Origin of the sequence: Geminocystis sp. NIES-3709, from assembly GCF_001548115.1 — a bacterium.
Classification (GTDB): domain Bacteria; phylum Cyanobacteriota; class Cyanobacteriia; order Cyanobacteriales; family Cyanobacteriaceae; genus Geminocystis.
Genome location: NZ_AP014821.1, coordinates 240,769 through 258,527 on the forward strand (window position 1 = coordinate 240,769; position 17,759 = coordinate 258,527).

Sequence of the window (17,759 nt, forward strand, 5' to 3'; positions counted from 1 at the left end):
TCTCAATTTCTAATTCTTAATTCCTAACTCCTAATTTCTAATTAATTTATGACGGTAAGTAACTTGGAAAAACAAAATAATCCCCTTCCTTGGATTTTTGGCATTATGGGAGGTGGTATTATTCTTATAGCAATCATGAGTTATGTTATAACGAATCGTACTAATTCCCCCACGAAAATAGATGAATATACCGTCCCCATCACTCAACAAACTATTAATCTCGAAATTAGTGCCAATGGAACGGTTGAACCGATACAAAGTGTAAATATTAGCCCAAAAAATCCGGGTAGAATTGTTAAATTATTGGTAGATCAAGGGGCGATCGTTAAAAAAGGACAACCGATCGCCGTTATGGATAATAAGGAATTATACGCCCAAGGCATCCAAGCAGAAGCAAGATTGAGAGAATCACAAGCCAGTTTACAAGAAGCTCAAATAAAACTGCAAGGAGATATACAAGTCTATTCATCCCAAATAAATCAAGCCTTAGCTCGTTTGGAAGAGTCAAAACGTCGTATTCCTAGTCAAATTGACCAAGTGAGAGCTCAACTGGCGGAGGCTGAATCTCGTTTAAAATTAGCAGAAAGTCAGTTAAAACGGAATGAAAACCTTTTGAAAGAAGGGGTTATAAGTAAAGATCAATTTGATCAGTTGGGAAATGAATATATTGTTGCGGGGGCTAATATTCAACAACTGATAAGACGAATGGAGGAATTGAAAACCACCGAAGATCCAGAAATTAAGCGCTTAGAAGGGGCGGTGGCAGAAATCAAAATTTCTATGGAAGAAAGAAAAGTTAGCGGTAAAGTCGAAATGGAAAGGCTTAAGGCAAATATCCAAGCGATTCAAGCTGATTTAGAAATTGCCAAAATTCAATATGAAGATACTTATGTTCTCGCTCCTTTTGATGGCATTGTTACTCAAAGATTTGCGACGGAAGGGGCTTTTGTTACTCCCACAACTTCTGCATCTAATACAGTATCAGCTACTTCAAGCTCGATCGTGGCTTTAGCGAGGGGTTTAGAAATTGTGGCAAAAGTGCCAGAAATTGACTTAAATCAAATAAAATTAGGGCAACCAGTCAAAATTATTGCCGATGCTTTTCCAGATCAAGTATTTGAAGGGGTAGTTCGTAGTGTAGCCCCAGAGGCGATCGTAGAGCAAAATGTTACGTCTTTTGAAGTTAAAGTGGCTATTGTTAGTGGGCAAGAAAAATTACTCTCAAAAATGAATGTAGAAGTTAATTTTTTAGGAGATAAATTAAGTAATGCGTTAGTTGTACCGACTGTTGCTATTGTGACAGAAGAAGGAGAAACTGGGGTCATGATTCCAGATGAAAATAATGATCCCAAATTTAAACCTATTACTATTGGTGTTTCCGTTGATGATAAAACAGAAGTACTAAGTGGATTATTACCGGGCGATCGAGTTTTTATTGATTTACCAAAAGATAAAAGAAAAAATCCCCAATAATTTCTATATTCACTCAGATTTAAGCAGGGTATATTCTCAATCGGCGATTAGGTTCGTCTCCAAAACTATCCGATCGAAGTCTATAATGTTCAATTAGTTCATGTTGCATTTTTCTTACTTTCGGATTTCTAGGAAGTAATTCTACAGGTTGTCCTTGAGGTATGACAATTTGTTCAACAGCTAACCTTGCTTCTTCTAAGGCTTCGATTTCATCATCATTCCCGGCTTTGGTAAATAATCGTAAATCGGCGGCTTCGTTGGTTTCAGGGTTGTCCATATTCACTAACTGTCGCAAAGTACGAGTAATTTGTGGAATACTGTTAGATTTGATACTATGAATTGGAACTTGACGATCTTTCGCCAATTGCATTAATTTAGAATGGTTTTTCACTTGCGATCGTAAAGCTAACACCGCATCAGCATCATCTAAATCCTTCGTTAAAACAATAGGCATTTTTAACACTCCTATTACTTGTTCTAACTGCGATCGACCGATACCATAAGGATAAACATAAATAGGAAAATCTTCTCCATTAGGTCCAGGAATGCGTACTTTTTCGGTTGTTTCTTCCGCCTGATACCAAGAATTAGCCAACATTTTCTCAAAATCAAGATTCGGTTGTTGATGAGTCAAAGAAAGAGGAATCATCTTCCCGGAAGCCCTTAAACCGCTAGGCTTAATAGGAATTTCCACTAAATTTTGTACCGTTGTTAATTCCGTTTGTGGTGCGATCGAAGGATCTCTTGTAATAGAAACCTCTCCAGCATCATTAACTTGACGTAACTGAGGAATTGGTTGTTTACCTCTTAAAAGATGATCTACAGTTTGAGCTACTTCTTCATGAACAACCCATTTTTGACGTTCCCACATCTCTACGGCAATCTGAAAGGTAGGAGGAGCTTTTCTTTCTAAAACCGTCTTTTGTGAGCCTCTACGACGAGCTTCTTCATCTCCTAAAGTAACAGATTGAATGCCCCCGATTAAATCAGAAAGAGTCGGATTTTTAATCAAATTTTCTAAATGATTACCGTGAGCAGTACCCACTAACTGAACACCTCTCTCTGCGATCGTACGAGCCGCTTGAGCTTCTAATTCAGTACCAATTTCATCAATAATAATCACCTCTGGCATATGGTTTTCCACTGCCTCGATCATGACTTGATGTTGTAATTCAGGACGAGATACTTGCATTCTTCTCGCTCTACCAATAGCGGGGTGAGGTACATCACCATCTCCGGCAATCTCATTAGAAGTATCGATAATCACTACTCTTTTATCCAACTCATCGGCTAAAACCCTTGCAATTTCTCGTAAAGCAGTGGTTTTACCAACTCCGGGACGACCTAATAGTAAAATAGATTGACCACTTTCTACCAATTCCCGAATCATTAAAATAGTACCAAAAACAGCTCTACCGATACGACAAGTCAAACCGATAATATTACCTTGACGATTACGAATAGCACTGATACGGTGCAAAGTGCATTCTATTCCTGCCCGATTATCGGCACTAAAATGACCAACTCTAGTTACACAATGCTCTAAATCTTCTCGACTGACTAAATTATCACTCAAGTAAGAACTATGACCAGAAAATCTAGCTTCTGGTTTTCTCCCCAAGTCTAAAACGATCTCAATTAAAGAACTTTTTTGAGGATGTTGTTCTACAGATTGGCGAATTGTAAAAGGTAGAATTTGTAATAATTTGTCGAGATCATCAGTAATCTGCATTCTATGTTGAGGCAGTTTTTCTTCCATTCTTGAATTTTATAAACTGAAGTTTAAGTCGAGGGTTTTTTGAGCAAAAGATGCCATTGTGTTTATGATACCCGAATTACTGAACGACTTGAAACGCAACTTAACTTTTAACGATTAATTTTCCTAAATTTATCGGTGAAGATAGGGAATAGGGAAAAGTGATAATAATTGTAGCAAAAATGTATATTACGATTATCAAATTCCCAATGGTTATAAAATGTTAAGATACTGTAAAATTTAACCAATCTATTTAATCGAGTAATCATTTTGCTATGTTATTGTTGTCCTCAAAAAAAGCCTTTACAAATTGCTTCGGAATCGTTTTTTCTTTAGGGGTTTTATCTTTTACACCTACAACTTTCGCTCAATCAACTACGGATGGACAAAATAATGATGTCTCGGAAGAAAATATTGTTACTCCTATCAATCAAACAGAAAGTCTTTTAAGTATTGATGGAGGACAAAAATTGATGAAAGAAGCAGAGGAAGCAATTAATGCTCAAAACTATGATTTAGCGGCGACTAAATTACAACAAGCTAGACGTGTTTTTAATCAACTTTCTAATTTTTATTTACAATTGGCAGAAAGTTTTTCAGGAATTGAACCTCGTTTAGCAGAAGGACAACGATCGGGTGCTTTAAGAACTGCTACATTAAGAGATGAATCTACTTATCAATTAGCTTTAGTTCATCGAGCACAAAATAAACCAGAATTAGCTGTACCTTTGTTAATTCAAATTATTCGATCGCAGAATCCTACCAGTGAATTAGGGAAAAAATCTTATCAACAATTATATGAAATTGGTTTTGTGGAAACCCCTTTTGAAACAGGTTCTAATAATTAGCAAAATCAAATAAATTAACTTTTTTATTAATCTATATAAATCATCGATAATTATAAATTTGATCAGAAAAAATATTCTTATTTTAGGTGTAAAAAATAAATATATCGTATAATGAATATAGGTATAAATTTTTTATTTTAATCATTTATGGTAAGTTTAGAACAAGTCAAAAAAACTATTCAACAAGAAATCTCTGATGCACAAGTGTTTGTCAAAGATTTAACGGGAGGTGGCGATCATCTTGAAGCGATCGTAATTTCATCTCAATTTGAAGGTAAAACAAAAGTAAAACAACATCAATTAGTGTATGGAGCATTACAAGGTGAATTAAAATCAGAAGCCATACACGCTTTAGCCTTAAAAACTTATACCCCAGATACATGGCTTACCCTTCAAAACTAAAAGACTGAATGGGTTAAACTAGGAATTAAACTATTATTTTGCTTAATATTTCTCAACTATTATGACACCAGAATTAAAACAACGTATTGATAACATTGTAAACAGTAGCCGAGTAGTGGTTTTTATGAAAGGCTCCAAATTGATGCCTCAGTGTGGTTTTTCTAACAATGTTGTTCAAATTCTAAATACTCTTGGTATCCCTTTTGAAACTGTTGATGTTTTAGCTGACTATGATATTCGTCAAGGAATTAAAGAATATTCTAACTGGCCTACAATTCCTCAAGTCTATGTCAATGGAGAGTTTATTGGAGGCAGTGATATTTTAATTGAGTTATATCAAACAGGGGAATTACAACAAATGATCGAGGTTGCTTTAGCTTCTTAGATACACTTATACAATTAACAATTAACAATAATTAACTATTTTCTTTAAATATTCTACTTGTTTGTCAAAATTTTAAGACTATAAGTTGCAAACTTAGATGGTTTTTTTGACCATTAGATTTTAATTTTTTTTACTATTTTAAAGTAAATTTTTCTAGGTTTTATCTCTCTTTTTGATAATTAAAAATTTTCATTAAATCCTCTATACTTTTATAAGTTATTTTATTTTTTAAATTATGACCACTGCAATTATTAACAGAATTAATTCGATCGCTATTAAAAGAAAATTATTAGTAAAACTTTTAGAAAAACCAGATTTGGGTGGGTTGCGGTTAGATGTAAATCAAGCCATTGAAGAATTAGACGAATTAATCGAAGAATTAAATAAAACTTTTCCTAACTAATAAATAGTTAATTAATTTTTGACTTTTCTCTCTTTTTGATTTATCGTCAGTTATCAACTGTACATTTTTTCTATTTATCATGGCTGACAGTAATCAACCAGAATTAGAGACTCTTAATCGTATTCAAATTTTGGGATTTATGGGCGTTACGGCCCTTATTCTTTTAGTTATCGCTCAATTATGGCGTTATTTGGGTTCTATCCAAATTATTCCCGTAATATTTAATTTACAAGCTATTGGACTAGGTATTATCATCGCTATTGGTATTATTAGTGGGAGTTTGCTTTTATCTCAGATATGGGGAGACTACAAAAATAGTGCTGAAAAATATTTGAACTTAATAATAACTCCATTAGTCTTTCCTGACTTAATATGGGTAGGGTTATTGCCTGGATTAAGTGAAGAATTGTTATTTAGAGGTGTAATGATCCCCGCTTTCGGCTATGATTTAGTAGCGATCGTTATTTCTAGTCTTCTTTTTGGTTTTTTACACCTGAGTGATAGAGAAAATTGGCATTATGCTATGTGGGCAACCATCATTGGTTTTTTACTCGGTTACACTGCTTATATCACAGGAAATTTATTAATACCTATTATTGCCCACAGCTTAACAAATACAGCATCTAGCATCATCTGGAAAATTAAAAAAAAGTCCCAGAAAAAATAATTTGATTAATAATATTTTTATTCTTGTATTATAATTATTATAATACGACAGAAGAAGGGAGTACAAATATCTTAATATATATGATTGCAAATTTTATAACAATCAAATTTTTACTTATTATCTTTTGGTAAACCTGATAAAAATACTTTTGAACTAAACCCTAATTATTATGTTTAAAGATTGGAATTTTGATGACTGGATGAATCATATTTTGTTCGTTTTCACTCTTTTATTATTAGTCTATTCATTTGTTTTTGTTTAATGTTAACCTTATTTATTGAGTGGAGAAAACCTTATGAATGTTAAATCTTCAATCTTTTCTGGCATTATGACATCCCTAATCGTCGCCATGATTGCGCTAGCTGTAAATCATATTTCTCAAAGAGAACATAGAAGAATTGTTGTTGTCACAGGGGGAGCTATTCTAGGTTTTGTCATCGGTTGTGCGTTTCAGGGAATAAAGGATCAAAAAAATACCCGCTATGAAGATGAACAAATAAACAAAAATGAGTAATTATTAATTGAAAACTGTTAACTGTTAATATGAATAATTAATTTAACCATCCCTTCAAACGTCTTGCTACTTGTGGTCTTCTTAGTTTACGCATAGCTTTAGTTTGAATTTGTCTGACTCTTTCTCTCGATAATTCAAAAATTTTCCCTACTTCTTCAAGGGTATGAGCTTTTGAACTAGCTAAACCATAACGCAACACAATTACTTCTTTTTCTCTTTCACTTAAGACATCACTTAAGACAGAAACAATTTCTTGGTGCATCATTGTTTCATTCATTTTTTCCTCTGGCAAAAGTAAGTTACTGTCTTCTAGTAATTCCATTAATTCCGTGTCTTCTCCTTTACCGACACGATGATTAAGAGAAAGAGATTGTCGCTTTAATTGCAATAACTGATGTAAACCTTGACGAGTGATACCCATTTCATCAGCTAATTCCATTTCTGTGGGTTGTCTTTGTAAAGTTTGTTTTAAAACTCGTTGTGCTTTTTTCAGTTTATTGAGCTTTTCTACAATGTGAATGGGAAGACGAATGGTGCGAGAATCATTAGCTATAGTGCGTGTAATGGCTTGTCTAATCCACCAATAGGCATAAGTAGAGAATTTATAGCCTTTATCGGGATCAAACTTTTCTGCCGCCCGATTTAAGCCGATAGCTCCTTCTTGAATTAAATCTAAAAATGGTACTCCTCGATTCAAATAACGTTTGGCGATCGATACTACTAAACGTAAGTTAGAGCGAATCATTTTTCTTTTAGCGACTCTTCCCTTGTAGAGACGGTTGTCTAGTTGTCGCTCATTTTCTAATCCCATAGCCTTAGCTAATTCAATTTTACTGGGAGTTCGTTCTAGGTTTCGATGTAATTCTTGTTGTTTTTCCTCACAATCACTTAGAAATTTGACAGCATAGGCTAAATCAATTTCTTCTTCAGGAGTAAGTAGAGGATACCGCGCCATTTCTTTAAAAAAAGCACCGACAGAGTCTTCTACTTTAGATTTATTTCCTCTGGATTTTTTTCCATTTTCGTCATCACTGACAGAAAATTGTGCCACTACTTGACTTAATTCTTGTTCAATGTCAGTTTCGATTAAGTTATGATCATAATCTATTTGACTGCTTAACTGATTCATTTAATAACTCCTCTTTTTGCCACATTTTCAACTTGATTATTAAGCATGGTGTTTAATAAATCACCTTTTATCGGGATATTTTGTGATAATTAATACAAAAAATATCTGATAACTACTTATAACAAATCTCTAAATTATAATGTAGCTAATAAAAGGGGTTTTTGACTATTATTTACAGTGGTTTATATATTTTCTTAAGGTTTTAGGCAAAATTAATCTAATTATATGGGGATCACTCTAAAATTGATCCCCGTCTATAGTGTTTAAAAAAGCTTAAAATTACAAGATTTGTTAAGAATAATTTAAAGTCGATCGAGTTTGAATTAAAAAATTAATAATTTGGTTTTATGGAAAGAAATAGGATACAAAATAAAATTATTGGCAATTAAGTTAAGAGTTCTATAGTTGAAAAATGTCTTAACTAACCCGAGTGAACTATAAAAAATAGGTGTTTACTGACTCTCGTTGATAAAACTATGTCACAAAAAAAAATCCCCAAAACAGGGGATTTAAGTAATTATATTATGAAGATAATTAACTAGACAGCTACAGTTTTTTTGACAGTAGCATTTAACTCACCTTTCGCATATTTAGCGGCAAAATCATCAAGACTAATTTGTTTGATTTTACTCGCATTTCCAGCACACCAGAATTGCTGATAACGCTCTAAACATACTTGTTTCATGTATTTGATCGAGGGTTTTAAGAAGTGACGGGGATCAAAGTTAGAAGGATCTTTCATCGCCGCTTCACGGATAGCCGCAGTAATGGCTAAACGGTTGTCAGTATCGATATTTACTTTACGAACACCACTCTTAATACCTTTTTGGATTTCTTCTACAGGAACACCATAAGTTTCAGGAATATTTCCCCCGTACTGGTTGATCATATCTAACCATTCTTGAGGTACAGAAGAAGAACCGTGCATTACTAAGTGCGTGTTGGGTAATTTAGCGTGAATTTCTTCAATACGGCTGATAGCCAAGATTTCACCAGTGGGTTTACGGGTGAATTTATAAGCACCATGACTAGTACCGATCGCAACAGCTAAAGCATCAACTTGAGTTCTTTCAACAAATTCTACAGCTTCATCAGGATCTGTTAAAAGTTGAGAATGATCTAATTTTCCTTCAAAACCATGACCGTCTTCTGCTTCACCCATACCAGTTTCAAGAGAACCTAAACAGCCTAATTCTCCTTCAACACTAGCACCTACAGAGTGAGCTACTTTAACTACTTCTGCTGTAACATCAACGTTATATTCAAAAGTAGCGGGGGTTTTGGCATCTGCTTGTAAAGAACCATCCATCATAACGCTAGTAAAACCGTTGCGGATAGCAGAATAACAAGTAGCGGGGCTATTACCATGATCTTGGTGCATAGCAATGGGGATATGAGGATAGGTTTCTGCTGCCGCTAAGATAAGGTGACGAAGGAAATTTTCTCCGGCATAACTACGAGCGCCACGAGAAGCCTGTAAAATTACGGGACTATCGGTTTCGTTGGCCGCCTGCATAATGGAAAGAATCTGCTCTAAGTTGTTAACGTTAAAAGCTGGAATACCATAACCATTTTCGGCTGCGTGATCTAATAATAACCTCATGGGTACTAAAGCCATAAATGTCCTCCTTTATCTTTTGTTTATTTATTTTAAAATTTTCTTTGTTAAGAATCTTAACCTATTATGGGTCAATCTTAGGATATTTTTAGGCAATTGACAATTAGCTAGACTTTCCAATTCAAGGATGAAATTTATTGATGAGTGTAGCTGTCAACAATTAATAGAAATAGAAATAGTGTTAATCTTTACTGGATAACAATTAATCTCTTAAATCTAAGTTCCTAAGAGTTGTTGATGAGGACAAGTGGCCATAAGAACATTATCTGTTAGTAATTCCCCGTGAACACCAACGGTTAAACCTCTTAATCTTTTTAACTTGTTAAGAGAAGTAATACAATCGCAACCAAACATCTCGATCGAGGCATCGCTTTCTTCATTGGTAAAATTCAGCATAAAATCCCCGTATTGGTTTTGTTCTAAATTGGAAGGAGTAATAACTTTACTTAGATTTGGGCTAATGACATTGAGATTAATAGTTTGAGTCTCTGATGCTTCTACCCGTTGAGATTGCCAAACACTAAAGAACAAAGATGTTAATACAATGGGGGCAGATAATAAACAGAATTTGAAAATTTGATTAGTTTTCATTACTTAATTTTGTTCAGATATGAATATTCGACTCTTAGTTGCCCATGTTATGCAATAATTCTTAAAAATGTCAACTCTTTAAGGCAAAATATCGGTTTAAGTATAAATAAAAAAGCAAAAAAACTACATGAATTACTAGATTTTGGGAAAAAATCTTCTCTATATCAAACTAACTTTTCCTGTATTCAAATCATAGTAGCCACCAACTATTTTTAGTTTATTTTCTTCTATTAACTTAGTAATAACTGAAGATTTTTTAAGGGTTTCTATCTGTAATTTTACATTCGCTTTAATAGCTGTGGGTATATCTTTTTTTTGCTCTGGGGTTAAATCATTAAACGCTGGTTTAATCACGTCTAAAATTGATTGAATGTTGTCTGGAACTGGATTTCCTTCTAGGGCTGCTTTTACTGCTCCACAATTACCATGACCTAGTACTAAAATTACTTTAGCACCTAAAACTAATGAACCAAATTCGATACTTCCTACTTCTTCAGAAGTAGCAATATTTCCTGCATTTCTAACAACAAATAAATCTCCAAATCCTCGATCGAAAAGTATTTCTACAGGTACTCTCGAATCGGCACAACTAAGTAAAATACCAAAAGGATTTTGTCCCACAGCTACTTGTTGAACTCGGCTTAAAGAACGGTTATTATTGCTAACTTTATTGTTAATAAAACGATCGTTTCCTTCTAATAAAAGTTCTAATGCCTTATCTGGAGTTAACTCAGATTGTATCTCATTTTGGGAGACAACTTCTTGAGAAATTGCCTTATTCATGGTTGTAATAAAACTACCTGAAACTAAACTTAATGCGCCAAGTTGTAGTAAATTTCTACGGGAAAAATCAATTTTTTTCATGATTTTTAAAGTTGAAGTAAATGTGACCTAAAACAAACATAATAATTTTACGTCAAATTTTGTATTGATAAGATGAAGTTTTGTGTAGAAAGCAAAAAACAAAATTTAATAGTTTCAGAAGTTTTCTAATAATATTCATTTCTTTTTTCATTCTCAATTCTATTTTTTCATCGCTTCTATCAAAGCAGAATAATCACTATTAGCAAATCCTTTTTTGATAACTAAAGACACGATCGAGTTTATACCTTCTAAACTTTCTGTATTCAATCCTAAATTTTGAGCAGATGTCAAGAACAAATTAATATCTTTTTCAAGATGTTTTATGGGAAAATTAGGATTATCATAATTACGATCGAGCATCCGTGACAATTTTTTATCAAAAGTTGGGGCATATAAAGCACTACTGCGTAAAATATCCATAAAAGTCTCAATACTTACCCCTTCCTGTTGTAAAAAAGTCAAACTGAGGGCAAAAGTTGCCGTTAACCCCGCTATCATCTGATTTAAGGCTAATTTCAACGCCGATGCTTTTCCCACTTCTCCTATTAGAATAGGATTGGGACTATAATTTTTCAGCAACGATTCCCACTGGATAAATTGTTCAACTGTTGCACCTACCATCACTAACAATTCTCCCGTTTTTGCTTCAGGAATGCTTCCTAATACGGGTGCTTCTAAATATTCTCCCCCCTCTCATTTCAACTTCAAATAATACTTTTTTACTCTCATTAGGTGCAATTGTACCCATTTGAATAATGGTTTTTCCAGTCAAATCCACACCAGAATTGAAAATCACTTCTTGAATACCATTAAAATCGGCTAACATCAATATCAAACAATCTCCAAACTCGATCGCTTCTTGTATATTGGTAGTAACAGGAACATTTACCTCTTTTAAAGGCTCTAATTTTACAGGAGTGCGATTGTAGGCTATCACGGGAATATTCCCTTGTGCTAACTTTAATGTCATGGGTGTCCCCATTAATCCCATGCCAAAAATAGCTATTCTATTCATAGTTTTATTTTTTAAATTTTATCTAAAATTTTTTATCTTTTCATTATGTTTTTAAATCAAGTAAAAAATCATTATTGTCTTTGTTTTAATCAATTTATTAATATTTTATCTCTAAAAATTATTATACACAACAAAAATATACTTAATTTTATGTTGCTAAATATTGGATTAAACTTATTTTTAAATAATCCTTTATTAGCCCAATCTGTACCATTAAAACTTATCGAAAGTTTACCAATAAAAGTAGTAGATGAACAGTTATTTACTAAGGATAAACAAGCATTAATTAGAGCGATCGATCATAGTTTAAGTTATCTTAATACCGATAAGGCAAAAATTGTTTATGAAAATTATACAATGGCTGAGTTTAGCCGTGAACGGGTGATAGCTTCTTTAAGACGTTTTCGTCAGTTATTAGTTAATTCTACCAATGCGCAACAATTGCAAAAAGTCGTAGAAAAAGAATTTCGGTTTTATCGATCGATCGGTTATGATAATCAGGGTACAGTGTCTTTTACTGGTTATTTTCAGCCCGTTTACAAGGCTAGTCGTCAAAAAACTGATATTTACCGCTATCCTCTTTATGTAAAACCGAGTAACTTTGATTCTTGGCAAAATCCTCACCCTACAAGAAAAGATATTGAGGGCGAAGACGGATTAGGTAACAATAGTATTTTACAGGGTAATGAGTTAGTTTGGTTGAGCGATCGACTTCAAGCCTATCTTGTACAGGTTCAAGGTTCGGCACAATTACAATTAACAGATGGTAAAATTATGACCATCGGCTATAATGGTGCAACAGATTATCCTTACATTAGCTTAGGTAAAGAGTTAATCCAAGACGGCAAAATCCCCGCCGAAGAAATGAGTCTTCCCCGTTTAATGACATATCTGGAAAACAACCCTGATGAGTTAGACATCTATTTACCTCGTAATAATCGCTTTATCTTTTTTCAGGAAACAGGAGGACAACCAGCAAAGGGTAGTTTAAATGTACCAGTAACTGATGAAAGGTCGATCGCTACAGACAAATCTATCATGCCTCCGGGAGCGCTAGCTTTAATTTATACTCGCATTCCTCAAGTCAATAACGACAAACAACTTATTTCTCCCACCGTTAGCCGTTATGTGTTAGATCAAGATACAGGCAGTGCTATTAAAGGTGCCGGTAGAGTGGACATCTTTTTTGGTACTGGAGATATTGCTAAAACCAAAGCCGGACTTGTAGATTGGACAGGAGACTTATATTATTTGTTATTAAAATGATAATTTAAGGTTACGACACTCAACAAGACCATAAGTTTAGATTATAACTGTTGTATTCCTATTAAAGTTACTATTTTCGATAATGATAACGACAACTAACTTATTCTGATATAATTGTCTTTTACTTCATACACTAAACGATGCTCTTGAGTAAGACGACGTGACCAAAAACCTGATAGATTAAAACGTAACATTTCAGATTTTCCTTTACCACTGAAAGGATTATCAGGAAGTGTTTCGATTAACTCCATAATTTTTAAAGCAATTCGTTTATCTTGATGAATCCACCATTTCAAATCTTCAATGGCTTGTATATCAAGTAAAATATTTTTCATCCTATTAATTCATCTTTGACTTGTTGCCATGAAGTAGCAGAATCAGGAGTTCGATTGACAGCCTGTAATAATTTTTCTGCATTAACCGGATTACTCAATAAATATAAGGTTTCTACCATGCTATTATAATCTTCTTCTGAAAGTACGATCGCTCTTACGGAATCAGATAATTCGAGACGGATTGGTTGATGTTTTTCGCTAATTTCATCAATAACAACGGTTAAGTTTTCTTGAAAATGATCATAATGGATTGTTTGCATTGTCCAACTTTTTTTATTTATTCAGCAAACCCTACTTAGGCACAATTAATTTTATCAAATTGATTGCTGTGTCATAATAAATTCTTGTACTCTGGCACGATAAATCTGTAAGTTTTGTTCTGCCCATTCTCTGCTATCACTATTGGTATAAATATGTATTAAAGGCTCTCCTGCATCCGGTAAAATTAATACCCAATTATCTGTATGGCGTTGTCGTATTTTTACTCCGTCTATGAGTTCAAGATTTTCTGGAGATTCTGTTTCTACTAAATAACGCATTAATGAACCTTTTACCTTCCAAGGGCATCTCAAAGAGTGAGATTTATGGCAAACAAGAGGTAAATCTGTTCTAACTTGTGTTAACGATCGTTCTTGGACTGTAAGCATTTCAATAAGTTTTGCGATCGTAAACATAGCATCAAAGCCGGGGTGAAGTTGCGGGAAAATAAAGCCCATATCACCACTACCGCCTAAAACCACATTAGGATTATGTTGAGTAGCTTCCATAATAGCCGTAGGATTAGCTTTAGTGCGAATTACCTTACCGTCATGACGACGAGCAATTTGTTCCACCGCCGAGGACGTATTTACAGGAACAACGATCGTACCTCGTGGATGTGCAGTTAAAATGGTGTTTACCATGAGGGCAGTTAATTCTTCTCCTCGAATTTGAATGCCAGATTCATCCACTAACACTAATAATTCCCCATTGGCAGATACCTGTACTCCAAAGTTAGCTTTTAATGCTTCAACTACATGACCTAATTGAAATAAGAGATTTTCTCTTTCGGCGGTAGAAATTGCCCTTTGACGCAAACTAGCATTTAAAACTACGGCATCACAGCCAAATTTTGCTAATAATTGCGGTAAAATCGCCCCAGATACGGAATAAACATAATCGATGACAATTTTTGTGTTGCTGTTACGAATTGCTTCTAAATTTAATTGAGTCTCAAAGGTATCTCTATAGGTTTCTAACACTTGAGAAGGATAAGACATATCACCAATATCCATAGCCTGTACCCTTCTTAAATCTTCTTTAAAATAAGCTCCCTCGATTTTCTTCTCTTTGGCTTTCGAGATATTAATACCATTGGTATCAAAAAATTCGATCAAGATATAGTCATGTCGATCGGGGTGTAACCTAACATGAACTCCTCCTGCTACTCCCAAATGGGGTGTCATAGTGCGAGAAATAGGAATAGCCGTTGATTCAAGGTTTTGAATGTCAATACCCACAGACATTAACCCTGCCATTAAAGAACGACTCACCATACGAGAAACACTACGCTGATCTCTGGAAACCACGACACAGCTACCAGACTTAAGAGTTGAACCATAAGCGGCACCCAATTTCACTGCAAATTCAGGAGTTATATCTATATTCGCTAATCCCGTAACCCCTCGTTGTCCAAATAAGTTACGATGAGCAATATTACCCCAAATCAGATTGATGTTAAGAATCGCACCAGATTCAATTCTTTTACTCGGCCAAACTCTAACTTCTGTATTAATTTGAGCTTCTTCTCCAATATTGCATAGTTGACCAATTACTGCTCCTTCCAAAATTTGCGATCGTCGATCGATCCTGGTTCCTCTAGCAATTACACAACCACAGAGAGAAGCTTCTTCTCCAACGATAACTCCATTCCAAATAATCGGTCGATCGAGTTCTGCATCATCGGCTACAGTGACATTATCCCCAATAATTGTACCACTGCGAATTTTTGCTCTAGCACCAATACGGCAATTATGACCTATTAAACAAGGACTTTCTACGATGGCACTAGGATCAATATAAGTGTTTTCCCCAATCCAAATATTTGATTGAGTTTCTTGATAAGCATAATCAAGATGTACTTTACGATCTAACGCATCATAATGAGCTTCTCGGTAGGCTTCCAAATGTCCCACATCGCACCAATAACCATCAGCAATATAACCGTATATAGGCTCGTTCATTTCCAGTAACAAGGGAAATAAATCTTGGGAAAAATCCGATTCTTCTTGAGGAGGTAGATAATTTAATACTTCCGGTTCAAGAATATAAGTCCCTGTGTTAACTGTATCTGAGAAAATTTCACTGGTAGAGGGTTTTTCTAAAAATCTCTGTATTTTTCCCTCACTATCTGTAATCACCACACCAAACTCAATAGGATTTGGTACTTTCGTTAAAATTAAAGTTGCTTTTGAACCTTTTTCTCGATGAAATGCGATCGCAGCTTGTAGGTCAAAATCTGTGATACTATCCCCACTAATAACTAGAAAAGTATCATCTAACATTTGTTGTATATTTTTTACACAACCTGCTGTACCAAGAGGTTGTTCTTCTTCCACAGCGTATTTCATATTTACGCCAAAGTCACTGCCATCATGAAAATAATCACGCAGTACGTCTGGCAAATAGTGAAGAGTTGTTATTATTTCTTTAATACCACATCGTTTTAATAAATTAACAATATGTTCAGCAATGGGTCTGTTTAAGACTGGTACCATTGGTTTAGGCAAATCACAAGTTAAAGGACGTAATCTAGTCCCCGAACCACCAGCCATTAAAACAGCACGCATAAAGTCCTCCTTTTAACAATTAACAGAAAATAACTATTCAAATAACGACGTAACTACAATACTATTGAATGACTTATATTCAGATCCATTAAGCAATGCTGACATTGATAACAACTGGTGTTCACTGTTCATTGTACATTGTCCATTATCCATTTTTTATTAAATACCTAATCTTTGATAAATTGTATCAAGATTCTTTAAGTGTTCTTGAGGATTGAAACAAGAATTAATCTCAGAATCTGATAATAATTGGGTAATTTCAATATTATTCTCAATTAAATGACGAAAATTACCCTCTTTCGTATTCCATGCTTGGTGGGCACAACTCTGTACCACTCTATAAGCGTCTTCTCGACTCATTCCCTTCGATACTAACGCTAATAAAACTTTTTGACTAAAAATAACTCCACCATAAATATTCATATTTCTGGCCATGTTATCGGGATATACTAACAAGTTTTGAATTAAATTAGTAGTTTCCTTAAGCATAAAGTGAATCAAAATACAACTATCTGGTAAAATGACTCTTTCGACAGAACTATGGGAAATATCTCTTTCATGCCATAAAGCAACGTTTTCTAAGGCAGCGATCGCATTTCCCCGAATAATACGAGCCATGCCCGTTATACGTTCGCTACGGATTGGATTCCGTTTGTGGGGCATTGCGGATGATCCTTTTTGTCCTTTGGAGAAATACTCCTCAACTTCTAGCACGTCTGTTCGTTGTAAATTCCGAATTTCTACAGAAAATCTTTCTAATGAAGCGGCAACTAAGGCTATTTGTTGTACAAATTCAGCGTGTCTGTCTCTTGAGATAACTTGAGTAGAGGCAGTATCTGGTTCTAAACCTAAAAGATTACAGGCGATCGATTCAATACGAGGATCAATATTTGCATAGGTACCAACCGCCCCAGAAATTTTACCAACAGCTATATCTTGACGTAATTTTATAAGTCTGTCTCGATTACGACGCATTTCTGCTAACCAACCAGCAAGTTTAAAACCGAAGGTAATAGGTTCAGCATGAATACCATGAGATCGACCTACCATGACAGTATAACGGTGTTGCTGTGCTTGATAACGAATGGCTTGGATTGTTTCTTCTACACACTCTAAAATTAGATTTAGGCTAGCCACCATTTGCAATGCTAAAGCCGTATCAAGCATATCTGAGCTAGTCATCCCTAGATGAATATATCTTCCTGCGTCTCCCACATATTCATTAACATTAGTCAAAAAGGCAATAACATCGTGGCGAACTTCTGCCTCAATTTCTAAAACTCGTTGAACATCAAAATTAGCTTTAGCCTTAATTTCTTCTACGGCTTCTTTAGGAATATTGCCCACTTCTGCTTGGGCTTCGCACACGGCAATTTCAACTTGTAACCATGTTTTTAAACGATATTCGTCTGTCCAAATTCCGCCCATTTCGGGCAAGGTATAACGTTCAATCACTGAAATTTTATTTTTTTGCAAATACAACTGTTATATTTTACCTCAAAACTCGATCCCTCAGCGCCGTTTAATGATCACAAAGTGGCGCTGCATAATCGAACCCCTTTAATCACTGAGGGAGAATTATAAAATTATGGGTGAAAGTAAGGAATAGGAAATTCAGCCAGTTTTTTGTCCATAAAAACTTTACTTATTAAGCTAAGACGCATT

Annotated in this window: 17 protein-coding genes and 1 pseudogene; 8 read left to right on the forward strand and 10 right to left on the reverse strand. The window is 34.6% G+C overall.

From position 1 onward, the window contains the following. Nucleotides 1–48: 48 nt before the first annotated feature. Entirely contained in the window at nucleotides 49–1,473 is a 1,425-nt protein-coding gene (locus tag GM3709_RS00905) for an efflux RND transporter periplasmic adaptor subunit (RefSeq protein ID WP_066115388.1), read from the forward strand. Nucleotides 1,474–1,492: 19 nt separating this feature from the next. Here GM3709_RS00905 and GM3709_RS00910 read toward each other — a convergent pair whose 3' ends face one another. Continuing rightward, nucleotides 1,493–3,232 carry a R3H domain-containing nucleic acid-binding protein gene (locus tag GM3709_RS00910; RefSeq protein WP_066115392.1) on the reverse strand — a complete coding sequence of 580 codons (1,740 nt, stop codon included), beginning with the start codon at nucleotides 3,230–3,232 and terminating at the stop codon, nucleotides 1,493–1,495. Between the two features lie 272 nt (nucleotides 3,233–3,504). Between GM3709_RS00910 and GM3709_RS00915 the strand changes: the two genes are divergently transcribed. The 6 genes from GM3709_RS00915 to GM3709_RS00935 all read left to right on the forward strand — a co-directional run bounded on the left by GM3709_RS00915 (nucleotide 3,505) and on the right by GM3709_RS00935 (nucleotide 6,448). Then, on the forward strand, nucleotides 3,505–4,077 hold the full coding sequence (locus GM3709_RS00915) for a hypothetical protein (RefSeq protein ID WP_066115394.1): 573 nt from the start codon (nucleotides 3,505–3,507) through the stop codon (nucleotides 4,075–4,077). Nucleotides 4,078–4,224: 147 nt separating this feature from the next. Further along, nucleotides 4,225–4,479: a BolA family protein gene (locus tag GM3709_RS00920; protein WP_066115396.1), complete on the forward strand. Its 255-nt coding sequence runs from the start codon at nucleotides 4,225–4,227 to the stop codon at nucleotides 4,477–4,479. A 61-nt stretch (nucleotides 4,480–4,540) separates the two neighbouring features. After that, nucleotides 4,541–4,864 (forward strand): Grx4 family monothiol glutaredoxin, encoded by a 324-nt coding sequence (grxD, locus tag GM3709_RS00925; protein WP_066115398.1) that lies wholly within the window; start codon nucleotides 4,541–4,543, stop codon nucleotides 4,862–4,864. A 235-nt stretch (nucleotides 4,865–5,099) separates the two neighbouring features. After that, on the forward strand, nucleotides 5,100–5,267 hold the full coding sequence (locus GM3709_RS20640) for a hypothetical protein (protein ID WP_173645691.1): 168 nt from the start codon (nucleotides 5,100–5,102) through the stop codon (nucleotides 5,265–5,267). A 79-nt stretch (nucleotides 5,268–5,346) separates the two neighbouring features. Beyond that, nucleotides 5,347–5,934 (forward strand): CPBP family intramembrane glutamic endopeptidase, encoded by a 588-nt coding sequence (locus GM3709_RS00930; RefSeq protein WP_066115401.1) that lies wholly within the window; start codon nucleotides 5,347–5,349, stop codon nucleotides 5,932–5,934. Between the two features lie 295 nt (nucleotides 5,935–6,229). After that, the gene (locus tag GM3709_RS00935; protein ID WP_066115403.1) at nucleotides 6,230–6,448 is read left to right on the forward strand and encodes a hypothetical protein; all 219 of its coding nucleotides are present in this window, start codon (nucleotides 6,230–6,232) and stop codon (nucleotides 6,446–6,448) included. A 37-nt stretch (nucleotides 6,449–6,485) separates the two neighbouring features. On the opposite strand, the gene GM3709_RS00940 is transcribed toward GM3709_RS00935, so the two are convergent. The 5 genes and pseudogenes from GM3709_RS00940 to GM3709_RS00960 form a co-directional block, all read right to left on the reverse strand. Further along, nucleotides 6,486–7,577 (reverse strand): RNA polymerase sigma factor, RpoD/SigA family, encoded by a 1,092-nt coding sequence (locus GM3709_RS00940; RefSeq protein ID WP_066115405.1) that lies wholly within the window; start codon nucleotides 7,575–7,577, stop codon nucleotides 6,486–6,488. Between the two features lie 538 nt (nucleotides 7,578–8,115). Further along, the gene (gene fba, locus GM3709_RS00945) at nucleotides 8,116–9,195 is read right to left on the reverse strand and encodes a class II fructose-bisphosphate aldolase (protein ID WP_066115406.1); all 1,080 of its coding nucleotides are present in this window, start codon (nucleotides 9,193–9,195) and stop codon (nucleotides 8,116–8,118) included. Between the two features lie 216 nt (nucleotides 9,196–9,411). Then, complete coding sequence (locus GM3709_RS00950) at nucleotides 9,412–9,786, reverse strand: hypothetical protein (protein ID WP_066115409.1); 375 nt, start codon at nucleotides 9,784–9,786, stop codon at nucleotides 9,412–9,414. A gap of 159 nt (nucleotides 9,787–9,945) precedes the next feature. Beyond that, entirely contained in the window at nucleotides 9,946–10,650 is a 705-nt protein-coding gene (locus GM3709_RS00955) for a carbonic anhydrase (RefSeq protein WP_173645692.1), read from the reverse strand. Between the two features lie 159 nt (nucleotides 10,651–10,809). Then, a pseudogene (locus GM3709_RS00960) lies at nucleotides 10,810–11,665 on the reverse strand (NAD(P)-dependent oxidoreductase). A 150-nt stretch (nucleotides 11,666–11,815) separates the two neighbouring features. Here GM3709_RS00960 and GM3709_RS00965 point away from each other — a divergent pair. Next, entirely contained in the window at nucleotides 11,816–12,931 is a 1,116-nt protein-coding gene (locus GM3709_RS00965) for a murein transglycosylase A (RefSeq protein ID WP_066121645.1), read from the forward strand. Between the two features lie 95 nt (nucleotides 12,932–13,026). Here the strand turns inward: GM3709_RS00965 and GM3709_RS00970 are convergent, their stop codons facing one another. The 4 genes from GM3709_RS00970 to purB all read right to left on the reverse strand — a co-directional run bounded on the left by GM3709_RS00970 (nucleotide 13,027) and on the right by purB (nucleotide 17,549). Further along, nucleotides 13,027–13,266, reverse strand: a complete 240-nt coding sequence (locus tag GM3709_RS00970) for a Txe/YoeB family addiction module toxin (protein WP_231937595.1) — start codon at nucleotides 13,264–13,266, stop codon at nucleotides 13,027–13,029. Next, complete coding sequence (locus tag GM3709_RS00975) at nucleotides 13,263–13,526, reverse strand: type II toxin-antitoxin system Phd/YefM family antitoxin (RefSeq protein WP_066115411.1); 264 nt, start codon at nucleotides 13,524–13,526, stop codon at nucleotides 13,263–13,265. Before GM3709_RS00975 ends, GM3709_RS00970 begins: the two co-directional genes overlap by 4 nt. Before the next feature lie 54 nt (nucleotides 13,527–13,580). Further along, nucleotides 13,581–16,094, reverse strand: a complete 2,514-nt coding sequence (locus GM3709_RS00980) for a mannose-1-phosphate guanyltransferase (protein WP_066115413.1) — start codon at nucleotides 16,092–16,094, stop codon at nucleotides 13,581–13,583. 159 nt (nucleotides 16,095–16,253) lie between these two features. Further along, a complete protein-coding gene (gene purB / locus GM3709_RS00985) occupies nucleotides 16,254–17,549 on the reverse strand; it encodes an adenylosuccinate lyase (protein WP_066121647.1) in 1,296 nt (431 codons plus the stop codon). Between the last annotated feature and the right edge of the window lie 210 nt (nucleotides 17,550–17,759).